The organism is Shuttleworthella satelles DSM 14600, assembly GCF_000160115.1.
In the GTDB taxonomy this organism is placed as follows: Bacteria; Bacillota; Clostridia; order Lachnospirales; family Lachnospiraceae; genus Shuttleworthia; species Shuttleworthia satelles.
Genome location: NZ_GG665866.1, coordinates 666,082 through 692,518 on the forward strand (window position 1 = coordinate 666,082; position 26,437 = coordinate 692,518).

Below are 26,437 nucleotides of genomic sequence, written 5' to 3' on the forward strand. Positions count from 1 at the left end.
TACGCCTTGGCGCCCGGGTCGTGATCGGGGACATCTCGGATGCGCCTTTACGTCCTCTTACCGGGCAAACTGTACCCCGCCTTGGCGCATAAGAAGGGAGCTCACAGATATTCATCTGTTTCCCTTGCAGGGCGACCCATAGCCTGCCCGGCGCACGAAGCGTAAAAGAAAGACCGCAGAGACTCCGATTTGTCCCCGCGGTCTTCCCTTATTCGCAACAAGTACACATTTACGAAACCAGCCTGTCGCCGCCGCACTCGCCGGGCCTCAACCGCAGCGATACAGCCTTACTGGTTCTCGCAGCTCTGATTCCCTACTGTACATGAGGTCTTGCAGGCAGACTGACAAGAAGTCTGGCACTCGCCGCATCCGCCCTTCTTCAGGGTCTTCTGTAATCTTCTGGTTTTAAGGGTCTTAATATGCGTCATTGTACTCCTCCTTGACCGGGCTGCAGAAAAATCACCCGATCCTGTCCTCGTTGAATGTCCTCATCGAAATCGAGAAAAGTATAACACAGTGATCCGAGAAGGGAAAGTCATACTTTCCCTTCTCGGATCCTTTCGCGCATCCTGTCAATGAGCCGTCTTGTCAATGAACTGTCTTGTCAATAAGCCATCGCATCAGCTCCCGAATCCACGCCCTCCCTCAAAAAAGCGGGTTCACAGGCAGACGCATCAGCTTTCACTGTATATCTCTTACTGTCTTCTGCGCCTTCTGACAACAACCAGTCCAACGATCGCCGCCAGTGCAATAGCCAAAACAGCCAGATAGATCATCAGCTGGTTTGTATCTCCCGTCCTGGGTCTTCCGACGGTAGAGATCTTGGGCGTATGACTGTTGGTGATAATGATATTCCCATGATCCTTATCATCTACACTCGTTGTGTAGCCGGGAACCTGGTCAAGCTCCTTGACCGTATAGGCGACATCCTTCCCGTTTTCCTTCTGGGGAAGATCCTTCCAGCTATAGGTCCACTGGTCTGCCGCTTTCAGCTCGACCGGCTCGCCCTTCTTCTGTCCGTTGGCATAGAGCTGTACCTTGATGCCTGCCGGTCTGATCTTGTCCTTGTCATTGCTGTCATTCCACTGCTTGGTCACAGTCACAGATGTCTTGGCAGGAGTATAGCTGTTTTTAATATTGTAGCCGTCCAGCTCCGTGCTGTAGCCCTCTACCGTGTTCTCTGTTACGCTGTATGAAATCTCCTGCCCATTCTCATACTTGGCAAGACCTGTGAAGGCATACTTCCAGTTCCCGTCGCTGTCAGCCCTGACAGTCATTTCCTTGAATTTGGCTCCATTTTTCAGCAGGTTGACCGTAATCTCTTCTGGTCTCTTGCCGTCCTGATTGTTGGCGTCATCCCAGGTCTTCTGACCCTGAACTTCTATGATCTCCGGCGTATGACTGTTGGTGATCTTGATATTGCCCATATCACTGTCGTCTACCGTCGCCCTGTAAGCTGCAAGCTCTGTCGTCTCCCTGACGGTATAGCTGATCTCATTGCCTGCCGACTTCTTCGGAAGTTTGGTCCAGGTATAAGACCAGCCATTGCCGGCATTGAGCTCCATCTCGGATCCCTGCTTCTGTCCGTTTGCGTATAGCTGCACCTTCACGCTGTTTGGTCTCTTGCCGTCCTGATTGTTGGCGTCATCCCAGCTCTTGGTGACCGTCACGCTTCTCTCTTCCGGCGTATAGCTGTTTTTGATATTAAATCCGTCTCTGCTGAAGCTGTATCCGTCTACCGTATCCTCCGTCAAGCTGTAACTGATCTCCTGTCCGTTCTCATATTTGGGGAGATCGGTAAAGCTGTACTTCCATTGACCGGCGGCAGTAACCTTCAACTTCTGCTTCTGCACTCCGTTGGCAAGAAGATTCACCGTGATTTCAGACGGGCGCTTCCCGTCCTGATTGTTCCTGTCGCTCCAGGTCTTCTGTCCCTCAACTTTGGTCTTTTCTGGAAGATGCTTGTTGGTAATCGTGATCTTCTGCGGATTCTGATCATCATAGGATGTGGTGTATCCGTTGATTGTCCCCACTTCCTTTACCGTGTATTTAATGGTATTTCCGGCCTTTTTCTCAGGGAGATTATTCCAGGTATAGGTCCAGTTTGCGCCGGTAAGTTCTACTTCTGCGCCGACCTTTTCCGTGCCTGCGTATAACTGCACCTTGATACTGTTCGGGCGCTTGCCATCCTGATTATTGGCATCATCCCAGATCTTCGTCACTGCTACAGATGTCTTCTTCGGCGCGTAGGTATTTTTGATATTAAATCCTCTAACCTCTGTCGCATACTCTGCCACCGGATCTTCCGTCACAGAATACGAAATCTCCTGTCCCCGGTTATCATATTTAGGCAGGTCCTTAAAGCTGTAGAGCCATTTGCCGTTCGGATCAGGTCTTACTTCCTTATTCTGAATAGGATTCCCGTTGGCAAGAAGGTTCACCTTAATTACACTGGGACGCTTGCCATCCTGATTGTTGGCATCATCCCAGGTCTTCTCACCTGAGATCTCAGTCGTGTTCCTGGTCCAGTAGCCTACGAGTTCAACATCAGCCTTCGGCATGGTAAAGGAAGTGTCACTGTCCTTGACCGTGACCTTCTGACCGTTCTCGGTATGCCAACCGGTAAAGATATATCCCGTCATCGTCAAATCCGGCTTAACATCCACAATCGAATTGAAATTGTAGGTCTTGGCATCCACAGGCGCCGCGGGACTTCCTGCCGGGATTCCCTCACCATTCGGATTCTTGACGATCTTATATGTTACCTTGTATTCAGACTTCTTATTAGTCAGGCTGAAATCCTTATTGTCGCCCGCTGCATCCTTGTCAGTGAAACTGATGGCGAATTCCTTGGACACGGCAGGATTGCTGTTGTCATACCCTTCCGGAGCCCTGGTCTCCACCAGGCGATAGATTTTACCGTTTAAAAGGCCTCGAATATTAAGAATACCATTTGCATTGGTATAGAAACGATCGCCGTTTTTACTGCCCCCATTGCTGCCTACAATCGTAATATTGTCCTTGACATACTGGGAATCCGAATCAATCCAATTACCGGCAGGATCTTTCTCCTGAAGCTTGAACTCCGCCTTCTCAATCCCCTGTCCTGTCTTGGCATCTGTCTTTAAAATCGCCGCGCCGTCCTTGTAAGTATACAGACTGATTTCACCTACCACAAAGAAATTCTTTCCAGAAATTGTTTGATCTGAGGCAGTTGCCGTATTCTCAATAGATGCCCCGGTTCTCATCACAGGCTTCTTCAAGTCAGCATCAAAATCAAAACTGCACCCCGTAATCGGCCAGTCCTTAATCTTCTGATAGAGCTCTTCTATCATTTCCTGGGAAAGAGTCACTCTATTTATGTCATGATCTGCGGTAACCTCGTATGCAGGGAACGCGAGTCTGATGAGTTTTTCCTTGCCCAGCTTATTGCAGAAATCTCCCCAGGTATACATACTGTTCGGATCCTTGGAACCAATCTTTCCAAGGCTTGCCACAAGTCTCATATCTCCGTTCGCACTCTTGTATATACCGTATTCGCCCGGCTTAAGAGAGGCCTTGAACTGCTCGTAGGATTGACCGGAAGCAGCCTCTTTCTTCGTGAAAACATCATCAAACTTGAATGACATCGAATTCTCCGGATTGAAACAGTCCCCAAGCTTGCCATCTCTGTAATTCTGCCTCATCAAAAGGGTTTTGCCATCTTCGCATAAATTCACTCCGAGAATGGTTGCACTTTTCAGTGTCAGATTTGTATACGTGTCAGCAGGAAGCATATCCTCCATATAAGACGTCTCAGTGGCTGAAAATGATCCGAAGGCCTTGTCGTAGCCAAAGAGAAATGCAGCTACAACAGATGCATTCGCCGTTGTTTTATTTGTCTTGCCGTTAAGCGGAGACGTCAGGTTATATGTGTAATTTGTCCTGTTCCACTGAATGTTCCAATAGGTACTCATGTTTGTTGGCGAAGTCCGTCCACCTTTCAAACTGCCCTTCGAAAAGAAGGCATCTTGATCGACGCCGGGCGTCGGATAAATTTTGAAGAACTTTGCAGAAGTATTCACCCAGTAATTCGACTTAACATTCACATTGACATTTTTGTCGAGGATTTTAACCTTGACAATTCCTGTCGGATGCGCAGCATAAGCCGCATCTACCTCTGCTTGCGTAGGAAAAGAGCCGACAAAATCCGACGTGACAGATTTCAATGTTGTCAGGATAGAAAGCTTAGCCGCCGTCTTGGTATGGTTCTGCTGTGTGATTTTGATCCGAATCTTATCTTTGGTGATCGTTGCCTCTCCGAGGAGAGAGCCGTCTTCCGAATCTAAAACTGAGAGTCCATGGCTCTCGTACAAATTCCCATGATCGGCTTTTACCGGGATTTCAATGATATCCCCTGCCTGAATCGGCGTCCCCTTGTTGACGGTCAGATCGATCTTGTAATCCACATCCGCCCCCCAGTTAAGGGAGCTGGTGAAGTCATTGACATTCGTGGAATCCTTGATTTCCGCGTTCGACGAGGTAATAGAATCAATCGTCACCTTATCTGTAATGTCAGTCTCCGTCTCCTCCGCGAAGGCCGGTATGGCTGTCTGAAAGAGTGTTCCAAGCACAAGAAACAAGGCCATCATACCCGTAATCATTCGTCTTCCCAATATTCGGTTCATACAGCTCCTTTCTTCCCTATGTGAAGCGGCAAACCTGCTTCCTTCACCATAGCTTGACATAAGTGGGAAGCCGACATTCGATCAGGACAAACGAATATCCCCCGTCCGAGGCCTGCTTGTAGCCCCGTCTCCTCGTGCAAGTCTCCCCTTACAAATTACTGCTATTTCCAGCATAACATATATGTCTAAAAAATGTATATCTTTTTCCCTACAAGTGTACTGCAGGTGTATATTTTGTGTTTCTGTGGATCCCCTGAATTTTTCAAATTCCCCGCTTCTTCTACCCCTCCGCCAAATCCTCACTATCCTCGCCTGCCCGGTTCGACAGACTCTCACCCGACCCACATTTGGCTGCTCTCCTGCCGGGTCCTTACATTGCAATGGCCTGTCTCAAATGTTAGAATTTACTCACTGCGAATTTATCATTCAGAAGGAGTTTATCTATGTTCTCAGCTATTCCCACCGTCTGGATTGTCCTGATCATTATCCTGATCATCCTGATCGGTCTTACTGTCGCTCTCTATTTTTTCGGCAAGCGCATGGAGAAGCGTCAAGCCGAGCAAGAGGAGCAACTTGAGGCAGCCAAGCAATCCATCAGTATGCTGATCATTGACAAGAAACGGCTCAAGCTCAAGGAGTCCGGTCTTCCCGAACAGATCATTGCACAAACTCCCTGGTACGCCAAGCGCTCCAGAGTCCCCATTGTCAAGGCCAAGGTCGGCCCCCGCATCATGACCCTGATTGCGGATGAACGGCTCTTCGATGACATTCCCGTCAAAAAGGAAGTCAAGGCCACCGTATCTGGCCTCTATATCACCGGTGTCCGCGGATTACATGGCCGTATCGAGCGCAATGTGGAGAAGAAGAAGGGTCTGCGCGCCTGGCTCTTGAGAAGGGCCAATCGCAATCGCTGATACATTACGCCCCTTTCTATAATAGGGGTAGAGGGCGGGGCAGGCTACTATGTTGAAAGATGAGCAGCTCGAGGTGATCGAAAAGAGGTATTAACGGCAAAAGAGGTTGAAGATGTTAAGGGTGAGAAAACGATCTTAGGCGGGTTGAAAGGAGTGCCTTATAAGGATTTTGAAGCTGTGAAGCGTACCGCAATGAAAGTCGATCAGATTTCTGCAGAGCGTGATCGAGCTTTAGCCAGGGTAAAAAATCAGATCAGAGGGCTGATGCTGCAGAAGCAAAGGCAGAGCAGGTCTATGCAGAAGCTAACAGACAGCTTAAAATAAAAATAGCTGAAGTAGAGCAGGATAGACCTAGCATAAAGTTGCAGATGGAGAATAGTCATCTCCGGAAGGAAAATCAAAGTTTGAAAGAAAGGATCGTAGGTCTGGAGGAACTGGTTCATAAGCTAAAAGAGATTATTAAGGAAAAATTGCCGGAAATTTACAAGTCAATTGTGCAATCAAAGCAAAAAACGAAAAAAAGAGGTTTGGAACGATAGAAAAGAGATTGATGGTCCTCGAAAGGATCCCTCAATCTCTTGATATGCTCATTTTATTAATTTAAGTGCAAATTCAAGATCATCCTTTTGAACCATTATTGTATATCGAACATCATAACTTTTAGATGTTCTGCCTATGCCAGCTATTTTAGATGAGTTAAATGAATGCATCCGAAATGGCATTTTAGCCTTTATTTTGTAGTCAATATGGTTTTGACTAAGAATGTCTATAATGCAATTTTTCCTTTCCGAGTTAATATTTGAGCATAGTGAAGAATATTTGAAAAGCATAATATCACCTTATTGATTATTTTGTTGCTGTTACAAAAACTTCTATTGTGTGTGGCGTCATCCCCGTAACTGAAACGGTGGCAGATGTAAATGCTCTGGCACCGGTCATGGCATCTTGAGAAGCGGGATACCAATTTACCCAACCCCAGCCAGTAGTATAGCTAAAGTAATTAGAGGTTGGGTACTTGTGTGCACTGTGTGAGAAGGGGGCTCCATCGCCATACTTCGGAGGGGTTTTCATCAACACGTTTTGTCCTATAACTCTAAATTCATGAAACAGAATCTTGCAGAGCGTGCTCTATCGTCTTGAAAAAGTTCGATTCAGACAGCTTATTTTTTCACGCTCTTCTTTTTACGGACAGCAAGGAAAAGAACACATATACCGGCGGCACCTGACAGCCCGGCATAAAGCGGTATTCCTGCCAGGTCACTCGTTTTTACAGCGCCGCTTTTCACGCTCCTTGTAACAGCGGGCTTCTTTGTATCACTCGCACCGTCAAGTCCCTTAGCTACCGTCTTATTGTCTGTTACCGTGTTTGCCCGATAAATCGCATAGACGGTAATATCTTCCCTGACTACCGTGTCGCCTGTAAAGGCAATGCCCGTTCCATCCTTTTTCGTATTCCATTCTTTGAATACAAAGCCCTCTTTGACCGGATCAGCCGGCATGGACTGGCTGGTCAATCGATCCATATTGATCGCTTTATTCTCTTCTACACTGACTACCGCGTGCGTTGCCGCATCATTGACAAATGTAACTTTGTTTATCACTTTTTTGACCGCAGGCACAGGGAAAATCATCTCTTGACCCGCAACTCCATTCCCATCCACCGGGTGCAACACAGCGCTCTCATTTGTCTGCAGCTCATGAACTCCGGGGGTGACTGGAGTGGAAACCAGTTTCACATGATAGCTCAAGGTAACTGGCGCCTGCGGATAAATTGCCTCCCCGAAATGAAGAACAAATTTTTCACTGACCCCTGGCTGATAGGACAATGTGAAACGGTATGTCCCATCCGCTTTTTTCCCGAATCCATACTGGTTATCACTGATTTTCTCAATCGCCAGCTGCTCCGTTCCAACACGCAAGCTGATCTTGTCTGCTTCATTGACAAAATCAAACGCCTGCCCGATCACATCTTCTACATACGAATCGGCAGCGATTTTATCCAGAAGATTCTTTTGAAGTTCTGAAAAATCTGTATTTAACTCGCCGTTATTGGAATGACGCGCCAGGTATTTCAAGAAGTTCGAACCGTCAAAATCGGCGGCATTCTTAAAATAAACATTCATGTCATACCCTTTGGAATACATGTTTTGAAATGTCTGATCCGCGCTCCACATGGCGACTTCTATATTGGCCGGCGCCTCATGATTGATTGGTGTCATTTTTCTGCCCATCCCCAGGTAAGCAGAACTGATATCATAGACATACTCATATTGAGACCAGTTCTTTGCCGGATCCTGATCATTTTTATAATAATAGGTCAGGAGCTCACCCAGCTTGGCCGGACTCGTCATCGCCTGCGAAAACACAAAATTGCTCCCGTCGCCAAATGTCTTGAAATTATTGGGCAGGTTATACTCCCGGCTCTGCCATTCCCATATGCCGCCTTTTTTATCACTACTGTTGGTAAAGGGACGTCCCGTATTGGGGTTCGTCTGATTTGCGGGATTTCCAAATGAACGCGTATATGCCGAGGTATAATCTCCGCCTTTTGAATACAGATACGTTGCGCCGTCACTGATTAAAACGACATGCTTATTGGAAGACAGCACCTCTGTATCGTCATCCAGCATTTTCTGAGCCGCCAGAAGACCCGCATGCATATTGGTTCCCATGGAAACTCTGGAATTCATCGCGTCAATAATAGCTGTATAACCTGTGACAACATCTGTGAGCGGCTGCTTGACATTCCCGATTCGATTGAACAGAACAACGCCCACCTTAATGTTTAGTCCTTTCTCCTGCGCTGTACTCTTGATGTTTTCCAGAAATTTCCTGGCCTGGGCATAAATGTCTTCCTGCGCGGAAGCCCCTGATTTATCCAACACAAACACAACATCCGACGCCAGGGCATCCTGCTTGCCGGGGAAGGATAAGGTGACTTTTGACTCGTCACTTTCATCCAGTTCTTCAGCTGTTTTCTGTAGCTTATCTGACTCACCGGCTCTGGCAATCCTGGCCGGCATAAGTGACAAGAGCATCAAGATACACAAGGCAAAAGATAATAAATAACCACTTCGTCTCTTCACAAAAACCCTCCTTATCGTCTAATCGTCTGCCACAATGCGCATGCGCGCCGTATACACATATCATAAATGCGGCCATAATAAAATACAATTCCCACCATAACAACGCAACGAAAGGGACTGCAGGGAATGAATCCTCCTTTCCCCGCAGCCCCTCAACCCATGATGAGTGCAGCTTTTCCTTTCCTGTTCCGGTCTCTTACTCTTTCCCGAAGACCTGCTCTCTTAATTTCTTTCCGGTCGGCGTCGTCGCCAGACCTCCTCCGGCTGTCTCCCTGAGCGCTTCCGGCATACTGTCTCCGACAGCTTTCATTGCAGAAATACACTCATCGACAGGAATCTTTAAGTCGATCCCGGACAGGGCCATGTCCGCTGCCGTAAAGGCGATCATGACACCGGAGGCATTGCGCTTGATGCAGGGGATCTCGACCAGACCGGCCACCGGATCACAGACCAGCCCCATCTGGTTGACAATCGCGATTCCCATAGCTGTAGCCGCCTGCTGGGGACTTCCGCCCCTGAGCTCTACCAGAGCCGCGGCCGCCATACCGGAGGCGGAACCGCACTCAGCCTGGCAACCGCCCTCCGCTCCCGCAATGGACGCCACACTGGCTACCACCAGGCCGAAGGCGCCAGCCGTAAAGAGAGCTCTGACACAGGCCTCCCGGTCCATACCCCGATCCTCATAGGCGCTGACCAGACAGCCCGGGAGAATTCCGCAGGAGCCGGCTGTCGGGGCCGCGACAATCTTGCCCATAGCGGCATTCGAGACAGAGGCCGACAGGGCCCGTCCAACCGCCTTGGTCATGTAAGAGCCCATCCATCCGCCCTCCGGGGCATCCGCCGCGTAGCTGAGCATCTTGTAGCCCTCTCCCCCGGTCAGACCGGAGTGAGAGCGCAGATCCTTGTCGGCTCCGCGCACCGTACAGTCAATCATGACCTGAAAGGCCTCATCCATCCTGGCAATGATCTCCTCCGGACTGGTCTCCATAGCTTTCGCCTGATCTTCAATGAAGATGTCGCTGATCTTTTTGCCAGACGTCTGCGCAGCATCGACCAGTTCCTGAATTGTCTCATACTTAAACATGGCGACCTCCATCAGACAGCCCGGATCAGAAGGGCTCTTTCCACATTGTCAAGACTCTCAATCTCCTCTGTCATTCCCAGAGGGGGCATCTGGTCAATCTCAATGGTCATCAGCGCCGTCGATCCCTTCTCCTTGCGGGAGAGCTTGAAATTGCCGATATTGACGTCAGAATATTTCACCCGCATGAGGTTGGTGACGTCAGCGATGACACCCGGCCGATCCCTGTGCAGAACCAGAATGGTATTGTTCTCTCCGGTGAAGTTGACCTCCATCCCGTTGACGAAGTCGACCCGGATATTGCCGCCGCCAATGCTGGCTCCCTGGACACAGCCTTCTTCTCCGCTGACCGTCCGGTAATGAATGCAGGCGGTATTGGGATGGGCTCCGGGGATGTCTCTGGGAATGAATTCGTAGGAAATCCCCCTCTGGCTGGCGATCTCCAGAGCATCCCTTATCTCCTCAGAATAGGAATGGTAGCCCATGATCCCCGCCAGAAGGGCCCGATCCGTGCCATGCCCCTGATAGGTCCTGGCGAAGGATCCCGACAGTTCAATCCTGACCGAGGCCAGGGGCTGGTCATTGGAAACCTTGTTCACCACCCTGCCCAGGCGCACTGCCCCGGCCGTATGGGAGCTGGATGGACCAATCATGACCGGCCCGATGATGTGAAATACATTCATGAAAATGCCTCCGCGGCTTATGCCTGGGCGCTCTTTTCGCCACCCTGGGCAAGGAACTTATTGTAGATGGCATTGACGATCACGCCAATGGCATTGTCTCCGGATACGTTACAAGCGGTTCCGAAGGAATCCTGGGTCAGATAGAGGGCAACCATGATGGCGCAGATCGGTCCATTGGGATCGCCGGCCTCCTTGCCGAAGATCAGATAGAGGAAGGGCAGGGCCGTCATAATGGAACCGCCCGGCGCTCCGGGAGAGGCAACCATGGCCACGCCGAGAGTCATGATGAAGGGAACAACCGTGCCAAGAGAGATGGGCAGGTTGTTCATCAGGCAGACGGCTGTCGCGCAGGCAGTGATGGTAATCATGGATCCGCACATGTGGATGTTGGCGCAGAGCGGAACGACGAAGTTCCTGATCTGTTCGCTGACTCCATCCTTCTCGGCACACTGCAGATTGACCGGAATGGTCGCCGCGGAGGACTGGGTTCCGATCGCCGTGGTGTATCCCGGGATCTGGTTCTTCATCAGCTGGAAAGGATTCTGGTGAGAGATGCTTCCCGCCAGAGTAAACTGCGCCAGCAGATAGATCAGGTGCATGATGATAACAACCAGGAATACCTTCCAGAGGATTCCAAGGATCACATAGGTCTTGCCGGACACGGTCATATCAACGAAGGTACCGCAGATATAGAGGGGCAGAAGAGGGATGATAGCCACGTGAAGAACACGGTCGATGATGGAGGAGAAGTCCTTCATTCCATTGTAGAGAGTGTCTCCGATCTCCTTCTTGCCTCTCATGGAGGACAGGCACAGGCCCAGCATAAAGGCCAGAACCACTGCGGAAATGGTATCCAGAAGGGGCGGGATTTTAATTGAGAAGTAGGCGTCTACTGAGTTGCCTGCTGTCGCCTGAATCTGGCTCAGAGCGTCGGGCGACATAAAAGCCGGGAAGAGGGCCGCAGACACCAGATAGGACAGGGTACCTGCGATCAGGGTGGAACCGTATGCCATGGCCACCGTGATCAGCAAGAGCTTTCCGGCTGACTGGGTCAGGTCCGCAATTCCCATGGTGACATATGCCAGAATCATGAGCGGAATCACGAACTTGAGCACCGTGGAGAAAATGCCGGACAGCGTCACAACGGTTCTCGAGAACCAGAGCGGCATGAACTGACCGATCAGAATACCAAGGATAATGGCAATGATGAGACGCGGGACAAGGCCCAATTTCTTTTTTTCTTTCATTTCTTTCCCCTTTTCTTGAAACGAAACTGCCTGACCACTCTGATGGTCTCAACATCAGAAATGATCAGAATCTAACCACAGATATAGTATAACTTGAATGTACTATTTGTGGATTTAATCTTTTTGATAAAGTCTATGAAAATCTTTAATCGTTTTCTCTTAATCTTTATAATAAGAGTATCTGATTCGTTTGCGAAATCTACAAGATGCACGGAGTATCTGATCCGTTCATCAAATGTCCAAAATACATGGGCATCTGATTCGCTTCTCAAATGTACAAGATACAGGAAGCACCTGATTCACTCCGAACATGCAAGGGATGTATGAACATCTCATGCATCCTCTGGCAGGGCTTCCGCAAATATTCTGTATTCAGAAGAATCAAAAGTAAAAAAGGGCGGGGAAAATCTATGGAAATCCGACAACTGGTAACCTTTGAGCGCGTGGCGGAGTGTCTGAGCTTCTCCAGAGCGGCCGAACAGCTGGGCTACTCCCAGTCCACAGTCACCATCCAGATCAAGCAGCTGGAAGAGGAATACCACACCCAGCTCTTTGACCGCATTGGCCGACACGTGCGTTTGACCTCGGAGGGCGAGCGCTTTCTGGCCTTCGCCAACGACATCTTAAACCGGATCTATGAGATGCGCAGTGATATGGGCAATGAAAATTTCAAGAAGCATCAGCTCCGCCTGGGGGTCATCGATTCTCTCATGGAATACCATCTGTCGGATGTCCTGCTCCGTCTCTATGAGCAGCACCCCAACTATCAGATCACCATCAAGTCGGCCCCGCCATCGGAGCTGGTTCAGGAGATGACCCACAATGAACTGGATATTATCTATCTCCTGGATCAGCCCATCTACGACAAGAACTGGATCAAAGCTCTGGAGGCGAAAGAATCCATTGTCTTCGTCACCTCCGCGGCATCCCCTCTGGCCAGACGCGAGAATGTCAGCATGGAGGAAGTGATTCACCAGCCCTTCTTCTCCACGGAGGCCGGCGAGAACTACCGCAAGGCCCTGGACCAGTATCTGGCTGCCCGCGGCATGGCTCTCTCATGCTTTCTCGAAATTCAGGACCCCGCCATCATTATCCGCATGCTCAAAGAGCACGGGGGCGTCTCCTTCCTCCCCTACTTCTGCGTCGTTGACCAGGTGACCGCGGGGCAGCTGGCCATCGTTCAGGTCGAGGACTTTCACATGCATATGCAGCGTCAGTGTATCTACCACCGGGACAAGTGGGTGACCGAGGAGATGCGGGCATTTCTCAAACTGATTCACTAAAAATCCGGGGCGCCTTCTGTCGCTCCCCGGATCCTCATTCCAAACGCCTTAATCGCTCTAATATTCTATAAAGATTTTTTGCAGGCATTTTTACAAATCTGTCCCTGAAAAAGAGGCTCTTACGACTGGTCTGAAATCACTCTTGAATCTGATCTGAACACATTCTCGAAGCTGTCCTGAAAGCTTCGAAAATCCGGCCTAAAAACTCTCCTGAGACTGGTCTTGCACCAAATTCTCCTACCGCATAACTATCTCTATCGACAGCTCCCGACGTCCGGCCTCCTGTCCATTCAGCTCCAGCTGATAGGAAAGGATAAGACGCATCTTCCGATCTGAGAGCTTTAAGAACTGAAACCGCTCGGTGAAGACCCTCAAGTCCAAAATCCCCATCGGCGTCTGATAGTGACAGCTGGTCCACTCTCCCGGGATATAGATCAAACGATTGCTGACGGAGCCCCTGCGGACGATCTCCGCCTGTCCCTCACGGATATGGATGCTTGTCGAGGCCGGTCCCTCTTCTCCTTCCGGCCCGTCCTCATAGCGCAAAAGAATACTCCTCTCCCTCTCCAGGAGCCTTCCCCTGTAATCGCTTTGGCTCTCATTCACAAGGCCGTCCAGCGTCTCTTTGGTCAGAATCCTGATGTGAGCCTCTCTGGCGATGGGCATCAATACCGGCTCTGATCGCGGATCACTCCTCGAACAGCCTCGATCTGATTGGCCAGGTGGGTATGCATGATGGCCTTGACATAGTCCTTGTCCTTGCGGCGCAGTCCGTCCAAAATGGCGGCATGCTCCTGGATCAGACGGGAATAGGTTCCCGCGTCCTTGATATACTCGTAGCGGTAGCGGTACATCTGTTCACGCAGGTTAGTGACGATGCTCTCAAGCTTGGGATTATCCGCCGCCTGGTAGATCACAGCGTGAAAGGCCTCGTCCGCCTCCGTGATCTTGCGGTAATTCCCGCTTCTTGTGGCCAGCTCGAAATCCTTCATGGCTGTCTCCAAATGCCTGAGGAAGTCCGGATCATCGCACATACAGGCGCGGGTAACCGCCAGTTCATCCAGGGCGTCCCGAATTTCAAGCACATCCTGCAGGTCCTTCTCGGTCATCTTGGCGACCTGGGCTCCCTTCCTGGGAATGGTCACCGCCAGCCCCTCCTGCTCCAGCATGCGAATGGCCTCGCGAATCGGGGTGCGGCTGACCCCCAGACGATTGGCCAGATGCATCTCCATCAGACGCTCGCCGGGCTTTAAATCCCCCCGCAGAATCGCATTGCGCAGGGTATTAAAAACCACGTCCCGCAGGGGAAGATAGGCATCCATATCCAGCTTTAAATCCATATGTTCCGACTGTACCATCCAAATCCTCCAGTTGATATTCGATCTGCATGAGATTGTTTTCCGAGCCAATCCCCAGATCATGACAGGATCAGACTCCTCCTCGGGTATGACTTAAAAATACGCCTTCCAGACTCAGGTCTTCCCGCTGCTCCAACAGCTTCCTCCGACAATCCCGCATTTTCCCTTCCTCTGAGAAGAGGGCAAAGACCGTAGGCCCGGAGCCGGACATCATCGCCGCGTCAGCGCCATGATCTCGCAGAACGTTCTTTAACTGCCGGATCTCGGGATGAAGAGGAATCGTCACATCTTCTAAAATATTGCCCAGCAAATGGCAGATATCGGTGTATGCCTCTCTGCGGACAGCGTCGAGAAGTCCGTCAATATCGGGGTGATGGCAATCAGTACAGGAGTCGAAAGCCCGATAGACCTCTCCCGTAGAGACACTGGCTGCGGGCTTGACAATCAGGGTCGGGATCTCCCGCAGAGCCGGTCTGACCGGCGTCAGGATCTGACCAATCCCCTCCGCCAGCGCGGTCCCCCCCATGAGACAATAGGGGATATCCGCCCCCAGCTGCAGGGCGAGATGCATCAGCTCTCTTCGCATAGCCTCACTGTCATCCTGAGCAAGTCCAAAGAGCTCCGCCATTCCCAGCATCACTGCGGCTGCGTCCGCGGAGCCGCCCGCAAGACCGGCCGCCAGGGGAATACGCTTGGTCAGCTCAATGTGCAGACCGCCTGACAGGCCGTACTGCCTTCGCATCAATTCCGCCGCCCTGACGCAGAGATTAGTCTCGTCGCAGGGCAGATCCTCCCTGTCACACTCCATGGAGATCCGCCCGTCTTCTCTTTTTTGCAGAATCAGATCATCGTGCAGATCCACCTGCTGCATCAGCATACGGACCTCGTGATATCCATCTTCTCTTCGCCCCAGGACGTCAAGCCCCAGATTGATTTTGGCGCAGGCCCTGCGTGAAATCCTCTTCATTGCCATTCCTCTGATCAGCGTCTTCTGTATTGTATACAAAAACCATTATACTGGATTTCCCGGATTTTCCGCAATGTAATCGTCTTGTAGCTGTTAGCCATACATAACTTCTGCTTCGCTCCTAATTAGATCACTTTTTTTAGTTTTATGCAACCAAAACAGCAGAGCCCCTGCCCATATATCCCCTAAAACCCATGCTATATCTTAAAAGAATATATACAATCAACAAAAAAGGACCGAACAAATGCCGATCCTTTTGCTCTCGTCTCTAAAAGACAATATCTGAATGATCGGTTACTTCGCGTAATGACCACGACAGGAAACAATTAATAATTGTCCCTCAACGATATCAAAAACCAGTCTATTTTCCTTATCAATCCTCCTGCTCCAACCGGACCGATACCTCAGAGGTTCTGCCTTTCCGATTCCCTGCAGCCCATTTCTCTCAATATCCTTTATAAGCGCATTTATCTTCTTCAATGTTTTTCTATCTTGTATCTGCCAATACAAGTAGTCGTTCCAGGCGTCATCCGACCACAGCTTGTCCATTCCTCAGTCCTCAATCAACTCGTGAATTTGCCCCTGTCCCGCCTCAAGCTGTCTGAAGCTACGGTCCAGTTTCGCCAGATATTGAGCGTTACGTATTTCCTTCTCCATCGCGTTATACTGCTCAAGACTAAGAACAACAACATTGCGGTCGGCCTTTCTTGTGACAATAATGGTCTCTCCCTGATCCGTCACAAGGTCACAGTAGTCCTTTAACTTATTCCTCATGGTTGTATAATTAACAGCTAACATGGCGCACCTCCTTATGTACTTATTACTGTACAATATCCTGTTCTTGTTTTCAATCGTCGAATGTATGGCCATAGACAAGTGAGCCTTCCAGAAGCGGACCATAATCATTCACCAGATCTTTATCGGGGAAGTCAAAATTCCCCAAAAAGGAAAACGACATAATCAGAAGCGCCTGATTATGCCGTCATACTCTTTAGAAAAAATCTCTTGTTGTCAACCAAGCCTGGCGACCGACAGGGTCACCTTCTCTCCGTTGATATCCCACTCCTTGGAGTAGCCGTCCACAGAGCCCTCGGCGATGGAGTCCGCCATGGTCTCCGCAGTGATCTCCTCACCATGTGCCGCGCAGATCGCGCCGATCTTCTCGTTGCCGCGGTAGGCAATGGCGATGTGATCCATGACCTCGAAGCCCGCCTCCTTGCGCATGGTCTGCAGCTTGGAGATGATCTCACGGACCATTCCCTCTTCCCGCAGAGCGTCGGTCAGGTTGGTATTCAGGACAACGGTCACATTGTTGTCCCCGTCCGTCACATAGCCTTCCTTCTGGGTCATGGTAATCAAAAGGTCATCCTCAGTCAGCTCGATAGAGGCGTCAACCTCAGGCAGAGTGATCTTGCCCTTCTCCTGAAGCTGGGCGTAGGCGGCATTTCCGTCCAGGCCGGACAGGGCCTTCTGAATCCGGCCCAGGAACCTGCCGTACTTGGGGCCGACGGTTCTTAACTGCGGCTTGAAGATATAGGTCGTAAAGGCGGTGACATCTGTCACAAACTCAGCCTTCTTCACATTCAGCTCATCCTCAATGATGGCCGCATAGAAGTCATTCAGATGATTCTCCGCCTTGATGTACATCTGGGCCAGTGGCTGGCGATTCTTGATGTTGGAGGCATTGCGGCAGGCGCGGCCGAAGACAACGATCTTCAGCAGCTCCTTCATGTCGGATTCCAGCTTCTCATCAATCAGGCTCTCATCGCAGGCAGGGAAGTCACACAAATGAACGGACTCGGGCGCATCCGCATCCAGGCTGCAGACCAGGTTGCGGTAGATCTCATCGGTCATGAAGGGAATCATGGGAGCGGCGAGCTTAACGAAGGTCACCAGACAGGTATAGAGAGTCAGATAGGCATTGATCTTGTCCTGCTCTAACCCCTTCGCCCAGTAACGCTGGCGGCTCCTCCTGACATACCAGTTAGACAGGTCGTCAATGAAATCCTGCAGGGCTCTTCCGGCCTCGGGGATCCGGTAGGCTCCCAGATTCTCGTCGACTGCCTTAACCGTGGAGTTCAGGCGGCTGAGTGCCCAGCGATCCATGACGGACAGCTGATCCGTCTGCAAGCGGTACTTCGTGGGATCAAAGGCGTCAATGTTGGCGTAGAGTACATAGAAGGCATAGGTGTTCCAGAGGGTGTTGAGGAACTTGCGCTGTCCCTCCTCCACCGCCTTGCCATGGAACTTATTGGGCAGCCAGGGGTTGGAGTTGGTGTAGAAGTACCAGCGAATGGCGTCCGCCCCGTAGGTGGACAGGGCCTCCATGGGGTCGACGGCATTTCCCTTGGACTTGGACATCTTCTGTCCCTTGCCGTCCAGGACATGGCCCAATACAATGACGTTCTTATAGGGGGCCCTGCCGAAGAGAATGGTGGACTCCGCCATCAGGGAGTAGAACCAGCCGCGGGTCTGATCAACCGCCTCCGAGATGAAGTCCGCGGGGAACTGCTGCTCGAACTTGTCCTGATTCTCGAAGGGATAGTGATGCTGGGCATATGGCATGGCGCCGGAGTCGAACCAGACATCTACAACCTCGGGGACACGGTGCATGGGTTTCCCGCAGTGAGGGCAGGGGAAGGTCACCCAGTCGATATAGGGCCGATGCAGCTCAATGTCCGCCATGGCGGCATCTCCTGTCCTCTCGACCAGCTCGGCGCGAGACCCGATGCATTCCTGGTGACCGCAATCATCGCACTCCCAGATATTGAGGGGAGTTCCCCAATAGCGGTTGCGGGAAATGCCCCAATCCTGAATATTCTCCAGCCAGTTGCCGAATCTCCCCTCACCGATTGACGGTGGAATCCAGTTGACCGACTTGTTGTTCTTGACCAGGTCGTCCTTGACAGCGGTCATCTTGATAAACCAGGACTCTCTCGCGAAGTAGAGCAGGGGGGTATCGCATCTCCAGCAGTGGGGATAGTCATGCTCAAAGCTGGGCGCGTCAAAGAGGAGGCCTCTCTCCTCCAGATCGGTCAAAACCGCCGGATCAGCGGACTTGGCCCCATTTGCCATTTCCTCCTCTGTGGGCTTGCAGCGCATCCCGGCAAAGGGGGTCTCAGCCTTCATACAGCCCTTCTCGTCCACCATCTGAACGAAGGGGAGATCATATTTGCGGCCGACACGGGCATCGTCCTCACCAAAGGCGGGAGCCTCGTGGACGATACCGGTACCATCGGACATGGTGACATAGTCATCGACCTCAATGAAGAAGGCCTTCTTGTGTGACTTTTCAACCGCCTTCGCCGCGCAGTCATAGAGGGGCTCATACTCACGGTACTCAAGATCCGCGCCCTGCATGGTCTCAATGATCTGATAGGCGGGCTGATCATCTTTGGCCAGGGGCCCAAGGACCTTATCCAGGAGTGCCTTGGCCATATAGTAGGTGAACCCGTCAACGCATTTAACCTTGGCATAGATCTCAAGGGGATTCACGCAGAGGGCAATGTTGGAGGGCAGGGTCCAGGGCGTCGTAGTCCAGGCCAGGAAATACGCGTCTTCTCCCTTGGCCTTAAAGCGAACGACTGCCGACCGTTCCCTGACCGTCTTATAGCCCTGCGCCACCTCCTGCGAGGACAGGGGAGTCCCGCAGCGGGGGCAGTAGGGAACAACCTTAAATCCCTTGTAGAGCAGCTTCTTGTCCCAGATCTGCTTGAGTCCCCACCACTCGGACTCGATGAAGTTGTTGTCATAGGTAATGTAAGGGTGATCCATGTCAGCCCAGAAACCAACGGCACCGGAGAAATCCTCCCACATGCCCTTGTACTCCCAGACTGACTCCTTGCACTGCTCGACAAAGGGCTGGATGCCGTACTCCTCGATCTGGTCTTTGCCGTCCAGTCCAAGCTTCTTCTCAACACCGATCTCAACGGGAAGTCCGTGGGTGTCCCAGCCGGCCTTGCGAGGAACGAAATTGCCCTTCATGGTCTGGTACCTGGGGATCATGTCCTTGATCACACGGGTTAAGACATGGCCGATATGGGGCTTCCCGTTCGCCGTCGGAGGACCGTCATAAAAGGTAAAGGTTGACTGCTTTTTGGAGGGATCCATCGACTTCTCGAAGATATGATGATCCTCCCAGAATTTCCTGGTCTCTCTCTCCCTCTGAACGAAGTTGAGGTCATTTGTCACTTTCCTGTAAGTAGACATGCTCTATCCTTTCTCTGGTATAAAAAAATCCCTCGCCCGCACAGGACAAGAGACTCTTGCTAACCACCCATACGAAGTACTTGATTCCTCCCGCTCGATTTCAGCTCGCTCCGTCAAACCACACCTTTTCGTCGGTCGACCTCGCGTCTGTACGATACCGGGATTCCCGCATACACGCTCTCCATAACGGGGAGATACCGTCCTTCCTACACAGGCACACGACAAATTCCCTTCTCCTGATCCGCTTCTCCCCATTAAAAATCAAGGGAAGAGAAGATCCTCTCAAATCAGAAAATGTCCGCGCCCTTCAGTCGGCTGCCAGGAAGTGATTTTCATGGAGCTGCTAAGGTCCGATCTCTCACCAACATCGGCTCGCTCATCCGTCGCCTGCTCGACTACTCTCTTCCTCATCGCTTTGAAATATAAAAGACGCTCCTATTATAGAGAGGGAAGCCCTCTGCGTCAATCACTTCCCCTCAGCGCTGCTCTGCGTTCTGCAGATCTCCGTTATTGATGTCTGGTGTGACTGGTGCAATTTACGATTTTGATATTTCAACAAAAATTGCTCTATGATCCGATTCACCTAGCTTTAATACATCTACTTTTTTTACACGACAAGTATCTTTCGGTATTAGAACATGATCAATTGAGGTTCCCCTCCAGCGCCGTTTGCACATTCACATTCGGCCTGCTCGCCTCCTGCCCCTGCTCGAAAAGGATATTCTGCCCGGGTTGATTCGTCAGCATTTTCAAAAAGTTCGGATTGCCCGCAATTCTGACATAGGAGCCGATCAGAAGGGTCAGGGAGGCAAGCGCCATGGCAATTCCCATAATTGCCTGCCAGCGACCCGCCTTGCTCGAATAGCGAACCAGCTGAATCACCCCAAAGGCGATCGCCGCCATAGCCACTAAGACATTGAGTCCCGTCGCAAAAAAAGCCAATGCGAAGACTCCCATCCAAAGAGCCCTCATTCCATTGGTTCGGTCAATAATCCTCCCATAGGAATCCCTCGGTCTGGGGTCATAGGGAACCTGATAGCGCTTCATACCCTGCTGCTGACCGTCCCGCGGACGATCACCCCAATCCTCTGGCCCCTGCTGCCAGGGATGATTTGTCTCCTTCTGGTCCGATTCATAAGAATCAAATTGCCGGTTCTGATCCATCTCAGACCTCCTCTTCTTCCTGAAAATCTCCCCATCAATTGAACTTCATAATCTTTCTGGTCAACTGATAGGCCTTGACCGAGAGTCTGCGGCCGGTGGGGCCGGGCAGGTTCATGGCACTTCCCATAATGCCGTAGCGCACCTTCATATAGGTGCGGCGGTCCTTCTGCTTCATGTAGCGCCAGAGGGCCCTGACCTTCTCCAGATTCTCCTTGTCATGGGAGAGGTAGGCCATAGATGTGGTGACCACTGTAATCATCTCCAGATAGCCCAGCATATACTTGCGCAGGTGCTTCTCCGTCACCTTCCAGGGATCCACGGAGTCGATCATGAGATAGTTGACCCGCAGCTGCTGGTCAATGCGCTTAATCATGGTCTGTTCGGCAACGGACTGTCCCTCCCTGCCGATAAAGTAGCGATAGAAATTCACATTCAGGTAGTAGAGGGTCTTCACGTGCGGCAGGGGAACATAGACAAAGAGATTGTCCACATAGAAGGTATGCTTAGGCAGCTCCAGACCGCAGTCGCGAAGCATCTGGGTCCGATAGGTCACAGAGTGCATCAGAATGGTAAAGCCCTTGATGTTGTGCTTCATCTCACTCCAGCCGATCACCTTGTTCTGGGGAAAGAGCAGGCTGTAGACCATGCGGCGTCTGGTGTTCTCATGGACCTTCTCATAGACGTAGTTGGTCAGCAGCATATCCACCGGAGTCCCCTGGCGAACTAGGCGCTTTAAGGTACTCAACACCTGCACATAGGCCTCGGGATCGACCCAGTCGTCGGAGTCAACCACCTTATAGTAGATGCCCTGCGCGTTTCTGAGTCCCGCGTTGACCGCCTCCCCGTGGCCGCCGTTGGGCTGATGAATGGCCCGACAAATTCCGGGGTACCGGGCCGCGTAGTCGTCCGCGATCTCTCCGGTCCGATCCGTCGATCCGTCGTCCACAATCAAAATCTCCACGTCCTCTCCGCCGGGCAGGAGGGAGTTGATGCACTTCTCCATGTAGTCCTGCGAATTATAAGAGGGAATGGCAAATGTAATAATCTTCATACGATCTCCATCTCGCGAATCGACTTCGCATACAGAAATTCCTGTCTTTGGTTCCGGGAAAACCCCTGCCGCGTCCTTCCTCTCCCGGATACCTCCATTGTAACGCTTCCGGTCGATATGAAGCGGGTTTTCAACTGCCCTTTTCGTCTGCCGATGATCCTATTGTAGCAGTCCGTCAGAACCCTGACCCTTAATCTTTCCTGATATTTTCTCTTCGCGGTCGTTGGTCTTTGTCGTCTTAGGCTGCGAATTTTACGGTCCTTGCCGATATGCCTTTTACAGCGACTCAAAGTCCCATTACTCTATCTTCTCTTTTTGGCCCCCGCTCCAATTGAATGGCTTTCGCATAGGCCGCAAACGCGGACGGAATGGCATATTTCCTGGAAATCTCCCCTATGTCCACGGGCCAGGATATCTTGTCAGCGGGCACATTTTCAACCATCTCTTTTGCCAGCTCGGCATCCGACACCCGGATCTCATAACCGATCATACGCCACTCGACGTGGCTGAAGATGTGCCTGGCCTCCTCTAGTCTCCTGATCCGCAGGGGCTCATAGCCCATCTGCTCGGCATAGGCCAAGGCGGCCTCCTCGCTCAAATGCTCTCTGACATTGGGAAACTCATAGAGTCCCGCCAGGAGCCCCCTGTCCGGTCTTCGGTCGATGACCACCCTTGACCCGTTTCGAACAATGAAAACCGTCCTCTCCTCAATGCGCCTGGGCTTCCCCTTTGACCGCACCGGCAGATGATCCCAGCTTCCATGTCTGTTCGCCAGGCAATACTTTTTCCAGGGACACTGCCCGCAGAGGGGATCCCCATTCGGCAAGCAGGCGGTAGCTCCGATCTCCATCATCGCCTGATTAAAGATCCCTGATCCGGACGCGGGCATCACACCCTCTAAAGCAGCCTGGGCCCGTTTTTTGGCCAGATCACTCTTGATGTCGATATCATCCTCCGAGACCCTGGCCAGAATGCGGAGCACATTCCCGTCCACCGCTGGTGCAGGTAGGTCAAAGGCAATGGAAGAAATCGCCCCCGCCGTGTAGGGGCCGATTCCGGGCAGAGAGAGAATGGCGTCATAATCGGAGGGCATCTGTCCCCCGAACTTCTCCATAATGACCTCGGCCGCCTTTTGCATATTGCGGACTCTGGAATAATAGCCGAGGCCCTCCCAGAGCTTATTGAGCTGGTCCTGCGGACAGGCCGCCAGATCCGCGATGGAGGGAAGAGCTGCAAGGAAGCCCTGATAATATGGCTTGACCGCCTCCACCCGGGTCTGCTGCAGCATGATCTCTGAGACCCAGATATGATAGGGATCTCTGTCACGCCGCCAGGGCAGATCTCTCTTATTTACTTGAAACCAGTCCATGGCCGGGGTGACCAGGGGCGACAGATCAAACTGATCCAGCATTATTTCCTCCCAAATTTATCTTTCATGCATTTATTTCAAAATAAATTGCCCTGCGCATTGGAATCTTGCTGAGCTATACCATAATATAGCCTTGCCTCTTTTAAAACACAAACTGCCCTGTATGGTCCACCTATGATCCCTCAAACAGTCTCAAAGACTTGTTATATCGTCACAATAACCTATCACATGATCACAATAAAGGGTTATAAGACAAAATATAAGTGAAATATACCGATAATCTATCCTGCAATCACAAGGATCTCTCGGACATAACAAAAAAGGTGACTCTCCCAAAAAGAAGTCACCTCATTCTGCCACAGCCTTTGTTCCGGCTGATCTAGTCTCTTTAAGCTTCCTTTCTGTAAGCAAGCTTCTACAGCTTCTGATCCCCGAGCTTAACCCAGCCAGCCTTCTTGACAGCCATATGAATCAGCAGGGTCAAAACCGCTGGTAAGACCAGAGAAATAAGGACCAGACCAATCCAGTCTCCGGCAGAGATCCCCGCCTTAAGTCCCTTATCAATATCACTGATCCAACCGGAATAGACTCCCAGAGGGCCTACCAGGCCGCAGGTTCCCATCCCGCTGGAAATAGCCGGTCCGTCCATCTTCAGCTGAAAGATGCAGGTGGCAATCGGGCCCGTGATTGCGGAGGCGAGGGTCGGAGCGATCCAGATCCGGGGATTTTTGACAATGTTGCCCATCTGGAGCATAGAGGTGCCGATTCCCTGAGATACAAGGCCGCCGACCCCGTTTTCCCTGTAGGAGGCAACCGCAAAACCGACCATCTGCGCGCAGCAGCCCGCCAGGGCCGCCCCTCCTGCCAGTCCGGTCAAACCGAGTGCGGCGCAGATAGCCGCCGAGGAGATGGGCAGAGTGAGCGCAATCCCGACGACAACCGAGACGATAATTCCCATGAAAAAGGGCTGAAGCTCTGTGGCCCACACAATAATGCTTCCCAGCTGCATCGCCGCGGAACCCAGGAGTGGGGCAATGGCCCAGGATAAGGCCACACCGATTCCGATGGTAACTGCCGGCGTGACCAGAATATCAACCTTGGTCTCCTTGGACACGGCCTTGCCGCATTCTGCAGCAATAATTGCGACAAACAGGACGGCGAGAGGGCCGCCCGCACCGCCCAGGGCATTGGAGGCGAAGCCGACGGTGATCAGCGAAAAGAGAACCAGGGGCGGGGCGGACAGAGCATAGCCGATGGCGCACGCCATGGCAGGACCGCTCATGGCCATGGCCATGCCGCCCACGGTATAGTCGATTCCCGCGATGGTGGCGATGGTTCTGGAGAGAGCGGCGATATGAAACTGCGTCCCCAGAGTATTAATAATAGTTCCGACCAGAAGCGAACAGAACAGGCCCTGGGCCATTGCCCCAAGGGCATCGATCCCGTAGCGCTTCCCGGAAATAACAATATTCTTTCTCTTGAGAAAGGATTGAAAAGTGGACATGAGAGCCTCCTTGCGCATATATGTCATGACACCTGCATATACACTATGGAAAGCCCTCTGAAAAGTCAATCTTTTTTTACACCCTGCCCTTCCAGCCGCATGGTATTTTTTGTTTCCGGCCGCATGATTGCCACTTAATATCTCTTTTGACTCCGGCTGCATGGTAAAAATACCGTGGCAAAAGCTTATTCCCTTCTTCCGCAGGCAATATTACAACTCACCTCCCTGCCTTATGACAGAAGAATACCAAGCTCCCGAAGCTTCTCCCGGATCCGGTCGAATGACTCCGGTTTTTTACAGCTGATTGTGTGAAGGTGAATCCCGTCGGTGAGCATAGACAGGGGAGCGGCCTTACTGTCCCTGACCCGGTTGACGAAATCCTCGGCCTCCATCCGGTTTGAAATCTGCAGATTGCCAACCAGTTCTCCATAGAGGGGATGCTCGACAATCACGTCCACGAGACTGCCGCCGCAGTCAACGATCGCGTTCAACTCCTCCTGGATTTGTGAGGCGTCGTGCTTGCAGGCAATCTGACAGACCGGCAGTCCGGTTTCTTTCGGGAGAATATATCCCCTGGGCGTCGCCGTGATCTTATGTCCCTCCGCCCGAAGAATGGCAATATCTCCGACAATAATCTGCCTGCTGACTCCGAATTCCCCCGCGAGCGCCGAAGCGCTGATGGGTCTGTCCGCCGACTGCAGTTCCTCCAACAGCCCGCTCTTGCGTTTCTTCCTGTCCACTGATCTTCCTCCCGCAAATTTCATCCATCCGCCCGCCTGCCCTCGATTTCTCCGGCAGAATCCAATCCACCGTCCGCCTCACATGAAGTTTACCACAGATAGCCGATTCCAATTGAATTCCATCTGTTAAAGAATTACCATGATCTTAAGAGATGCCAAGGGGCATCGCCATTGTCTTGATAAGGAGAGTGAATATGACAGAATTCAAGCACCTGACCCTGGATGTCGCTGAGGAAATCGCAACCTTGAAGATCAGCAATCCCAAGTCTCTCAACGCCTTAAACACCGAGACCCTTGAGGAGTTGAACGTCGCCCTGACCGAGATTGAGGCCAGAGACGACATCAAGGTTCTGATCCTGACCGGCGGACCCTGCTTTAACAAGAAGCTGGGCGGCGACGACCCCTATCGGTCCTTTGTTGCCGGCGCCGATATCTCCGAGATGGCGGGATTCACCGCCCCCCAGGCCAGAGCCTTCGGCATCCGCGCCTCCAAGCCCTTCTTCAAGCTCATGGAGATGCGCCAGGTGACCATCGCCGCAGTCAACGGATTCGCTTTCGGCGGCGGCAATGAGATCGCCATGGCCTGCGATATCCGCGTTTCCTCTGACAATGCCCTCTTCGGCCAGCCCGAGACCGGCCTGGGAATCATCCCCGGCTTTGGCGGCACCCAGCGCCTTGCCCGTCTGGTCGGCATGGGACGCGCCAAGGAGCTGATCTTCACCTGCGATAATATCGACGCCCAGGAGGCCTACCGCATCGGCCTGGTCAACAAGGTTGTCCCCAAAGAAGACCTCTATCCCACCTGTCAGGCAATGGCCAAGAAGATCATCTCCAAGGGCTCTTACGCCAATTCCATCGCCAAGGCTGCCATCAACAACGGCTATGACATGGACATCAGAAACGCTGTCGAAATGGAGGCCAACCTCTTTGGCGTGGTCAATGACACCCATGACAAGAGAGAGGGTATGGGCGCCTTCTTAGAGAAGAGAGCCGCTGATCTGACGGATTTCTGACCCTTAAAGAGACCAGACAAGGCTCTAGTGATTTTCGGATAAAGGGGCTGTGAGGAAACGTTCCGTTTCCTCACAGCCCCTTTTTTATGACTGGCCTCTTA

At 51.6% G+C, this 26,437-nt stretch carries 20 protein-coding genes; 3 read left to right on the top strand and 17 right to left on the bottom strand.

Annotated elements, in window-relative coordinates:
* Positions 1-287 precede the first annotated feature (287 nt).
* Both scfA and GCWU000342_RS09895 read right to left on the bottom strand, forming a co-directional pair.
* Positions 288-428 (bottom strand): six-cysteine ranthipeptide SCIFF, encoded by a 141-nt coding sequence (gene scfA, locus GCWU000342_RS03000; RefSeq protein WP_006905761.1) that lies wholly within the window; start codon positions 426-428, stop codon positions 288-290.
* Positions 429-695: 267 nt separating this feature from the next.
* Complete coding sequence (locus GCWU000342_RS09895) at positions 696-4,667, bottom strand: Cna B-type domain-containing protein (RefSeq protein ID WP_169304662.1); 3,972 nt, start codon at positions 4,665-4,667, stop codon at positions 696-698.
* A 443-nt stretch (positions 4,668-5,110) separates the two neighbouring features.
* Here GCWU000342_RS09895 and GCWU000342_RS03010 point away from each other — a divergent pair, with 443 nt between their 5' ends.
* Positions 5,111-5,581 (top strand): hypothetical protein, encoded by a 471-nt coding sequence (locus GCWU000342_RS03010; RefSeq protein WP_006905763.1) that lies wholly within the window; start codon positions 5,111-5,113, stop codon positions 5,579-5,581.
* 1,160 nt (positions 5,582-6,741) lie between these two features.
* Here GCWU000342_RS03010 and GCWU000342_RS03015 read toward each other — a convergent pair.
* From GCWU000342_RS03015 to GCWU000342_RS03030, 4 genes are all read right to left on the bottom strand, one after another.
* Complete coding sequence (locus tag GCWU000342_RS03015) at positions 6,742-8,619, bottom strand: InlB B-repeat-containing protein (RefSeq protein WP_006905767.1); 1,878 nt, start codon at positions 8,617-8,619, stop codon at positions 6,742-6,744.
* Between the two features lie 244 nt (positions 8,620-8,863).
* Entirely contained in the window at positions 8,864-9,751 is an 888-nt protein-coding gene (sdaAA, locus tag GCWU000342_RS03020) for an L-serine ammonia-lyase, iron-sulfur-dependent, subunit alpha (RefSeq protein ID WP_045000211.1), read from the bottom strand.
* Between the two features lie 11 nt (positions 9,752-9,762).
* On the bottom strand, positions 9,763-10,431 hold the full coding sequence (sdaAB, locus tag GCWU000342_RS03025; RefSeq protein ID WP_006905769.1) for an L-serine ammonia-lyase, iron-sulfur-dependent subunit beta: 669 nt from the start codon (positions 10,429-10,431) through the stop codon (positions 9,763-9,765).
* A gap of 17 nt (positions 10,432-10,448) precedes the next feature.
* Positions 10,449-11,678 (bottom strand): dicarboxylate/amino acid:cation symporter, encoded by a 1,230-nt coding sequence (locus GCWU000342_RS03030; protein WP_006905770.1) that lies wholly within the window; start codon positions 11,676-11,678, stop codon positions 10,449-10,451.
* Between the two features lie 410 nt (positions 11,679-12,088).
* Here GCWU000342_RS03030 and GCWU000342_RS03035 point away from each other — a divergent pair, with 410 nt between their 5' ends.
* Positions 12,089-12,961, top strand: a complete 873-nt coding sequence (locus GCWU000342_RS03035) for a LysR family transcriptional regulator (protein ID WP_044959424.1) — start codon at positions 12,089-12,091, stop codon at positions 12,959-12,961.
* A 237-nt stretch (positions 12,962-13,198) separates the two neighbouring features.
* Here the strand turns inward: GCWU000342_RS03035 and GCWU000342_RS03040 are convergent, their stop codons facing one another.
* The 11 genes from GCWU000342_RS03040 to GCWU000342_RS03090 form a co-directional block, all read right to left on the bottom strand.
* Positions 13,199-13,627 carry a DUF1934 domain-containing protein gene (locus GCWU000342_RS03040; RefSeq protein WP_006905773.1) on the bottom strand — a complete coding sequence of 143 codons (429 nt, stop codon included), beginning with the start codon at positions 13,625-13,627 and terminating at the stop codon, positions 13,199-13,201.
* On the bottom strand, positions 13,627-14,319 hold the full coding sequence (locus tag GCWU000342_RS03045) for a GntR family transcriptional regulator (protein ID WP_006905774.1): 693 nt from the start codon (positions 14,317-14,319) through the stop codon (positions 13,627-13,629). Before GCWU000342_RS03045 ends, GCWU000342_RS03040 begins: the two co-directional genes overlap by 1 nt.
* 70 nt (positions 14,320-14,389) lie before the next feature.
* Positions 14,390-15,286, bottom strand: a complete 897-nt coding sequence (ispE, locus tag GCWU000342_RS03050) for a 4-(cytidine 5'-diphospho)-2-C-methyl-D-erythritol kinase (protein WP_045000213.1) — start codon at positions 15,284-15,286, stop codon at positions 14,390-14,392.
* 294 nt (positions 15,287-15,580) lie between these two features.
* The gene (locus GCWU000342_RS03055; RefSeq protein ID WP_006905776.1) at positions 15,581-15,835 is read right to left on the bottom strand and encodes a Txe/YoeB family addiction module toxin; all 255 of its coding nucleotides are present in this window, start codon (positions 15,833-15,835) and stop codon (positions 15,581-15,583) included.
* A 3-nt stretch (positions 15,836-15,838) separates the two neighbouring features.
* Positions 15,839-16,084 (bottom strand): type II toxin-antitoxin system Phd/YefM family antitoxin, encoded by a 246-nt coding sequence (locus GCWU000342_RS03060; RefSeq protein ID WP_045000215.1) that lies wholly within the window; start codon positions 16,082-16,084, stop codon positions 15,839-15,841.
* Positions 16,085-16,297: 213 nt separating this feature from the next.
* The gene (gene ileS, locus GCWU000342_RS03065; protein WP_006905778.1) at positions 16,298-19,495 is read right to left on the bottom strand and encodes an isoleucine--tRNA ligase; all 3,198 of its coding nucleotides are present in this window, start codon (positions 19,493-19,495) and stop codon (positions 16,298-16,300) included.
* A gap of 642 nt (positions 19,496-20,137) precedes the next feature.
* On the bottom strand, positions 20,138-20,659 hold the full coding sequence (locus GCWU000342_RS03070) for a DUF308 domain-containing protein (RefSeq protein WP_006905780.1): 522 nt from the start codon (positions 20,657-20,659) through the stop codon (positions 20,138-20,140).
* 34 nt (positions 20,660-20,693) lie between these two features.
* Complete coding sequence (locus GCWU000342_RS03075; RefSeq protein ID WP_006905781.1) at positions 20,694-21,710, bottom strand: glycosyltransferase family 2 protein; 1,017 nt, start codon at positions 21,708-21,710, stop codon at positions 20,694-20,696.
* Between the two features lie 286 nt (positions 21,711-21,996).
* Positions 21,997-23,121, bottom strand: a complete 1,125-nt coding sequence (gene mutY / locus GCWU000342_RS03080; protein WP_006905783.1) for an A/G-specific adenine glycosylase — start codon at positions 23,119-23,121, stop codon at positions 21,997-21,999.
* A 373-nt stretch (positions 23,122-23,494) separates the two neighbouring features.
* Positions 23,495-24,583 (bottom strand): PTS transporter subunit IIC, encoded by a 1,089-nt coding sequence (locus GCWU000342_RS03085; protein ID WP_045000217.1) that lies wholly within the window; start codon positions 24,581-24,583, stop codon positions 23,495-23,497.
* Between the two features lie 230 nt (positions 24,584-24,813).
* The gene (locus tag GCWU000342_RS03090; protein WP_156784475.1) at positions 24,814-25,323 is read right to left on the bottom strand and encodes a transcription repressor NadR; all 510 of its coding nucleotides are present in this window, start codon (positions 25,321-25,323) and stop codon (positions 24,814-24,816) included.
* A gap of 194 nt (positions 25,324-25,517) precedes the next feature.
* Here GCWU000342_RS03090 and GCWU000342_RS03095 point away from each other — a divergent pair, with 194 nt between their 5' ends.
* A complete protein-coding gene (locus GCWU000342_RS03095; RefSeq protein ID WP_045000219.1) occupies positions 25,518-26,336 on the top strand; it encodes an enoyl-CoA hydratase-related protein in 819 nt (272 codons plus the stop codon).
* Positions 26,337-26,437 lie beyond the last annotated feature (101 nt).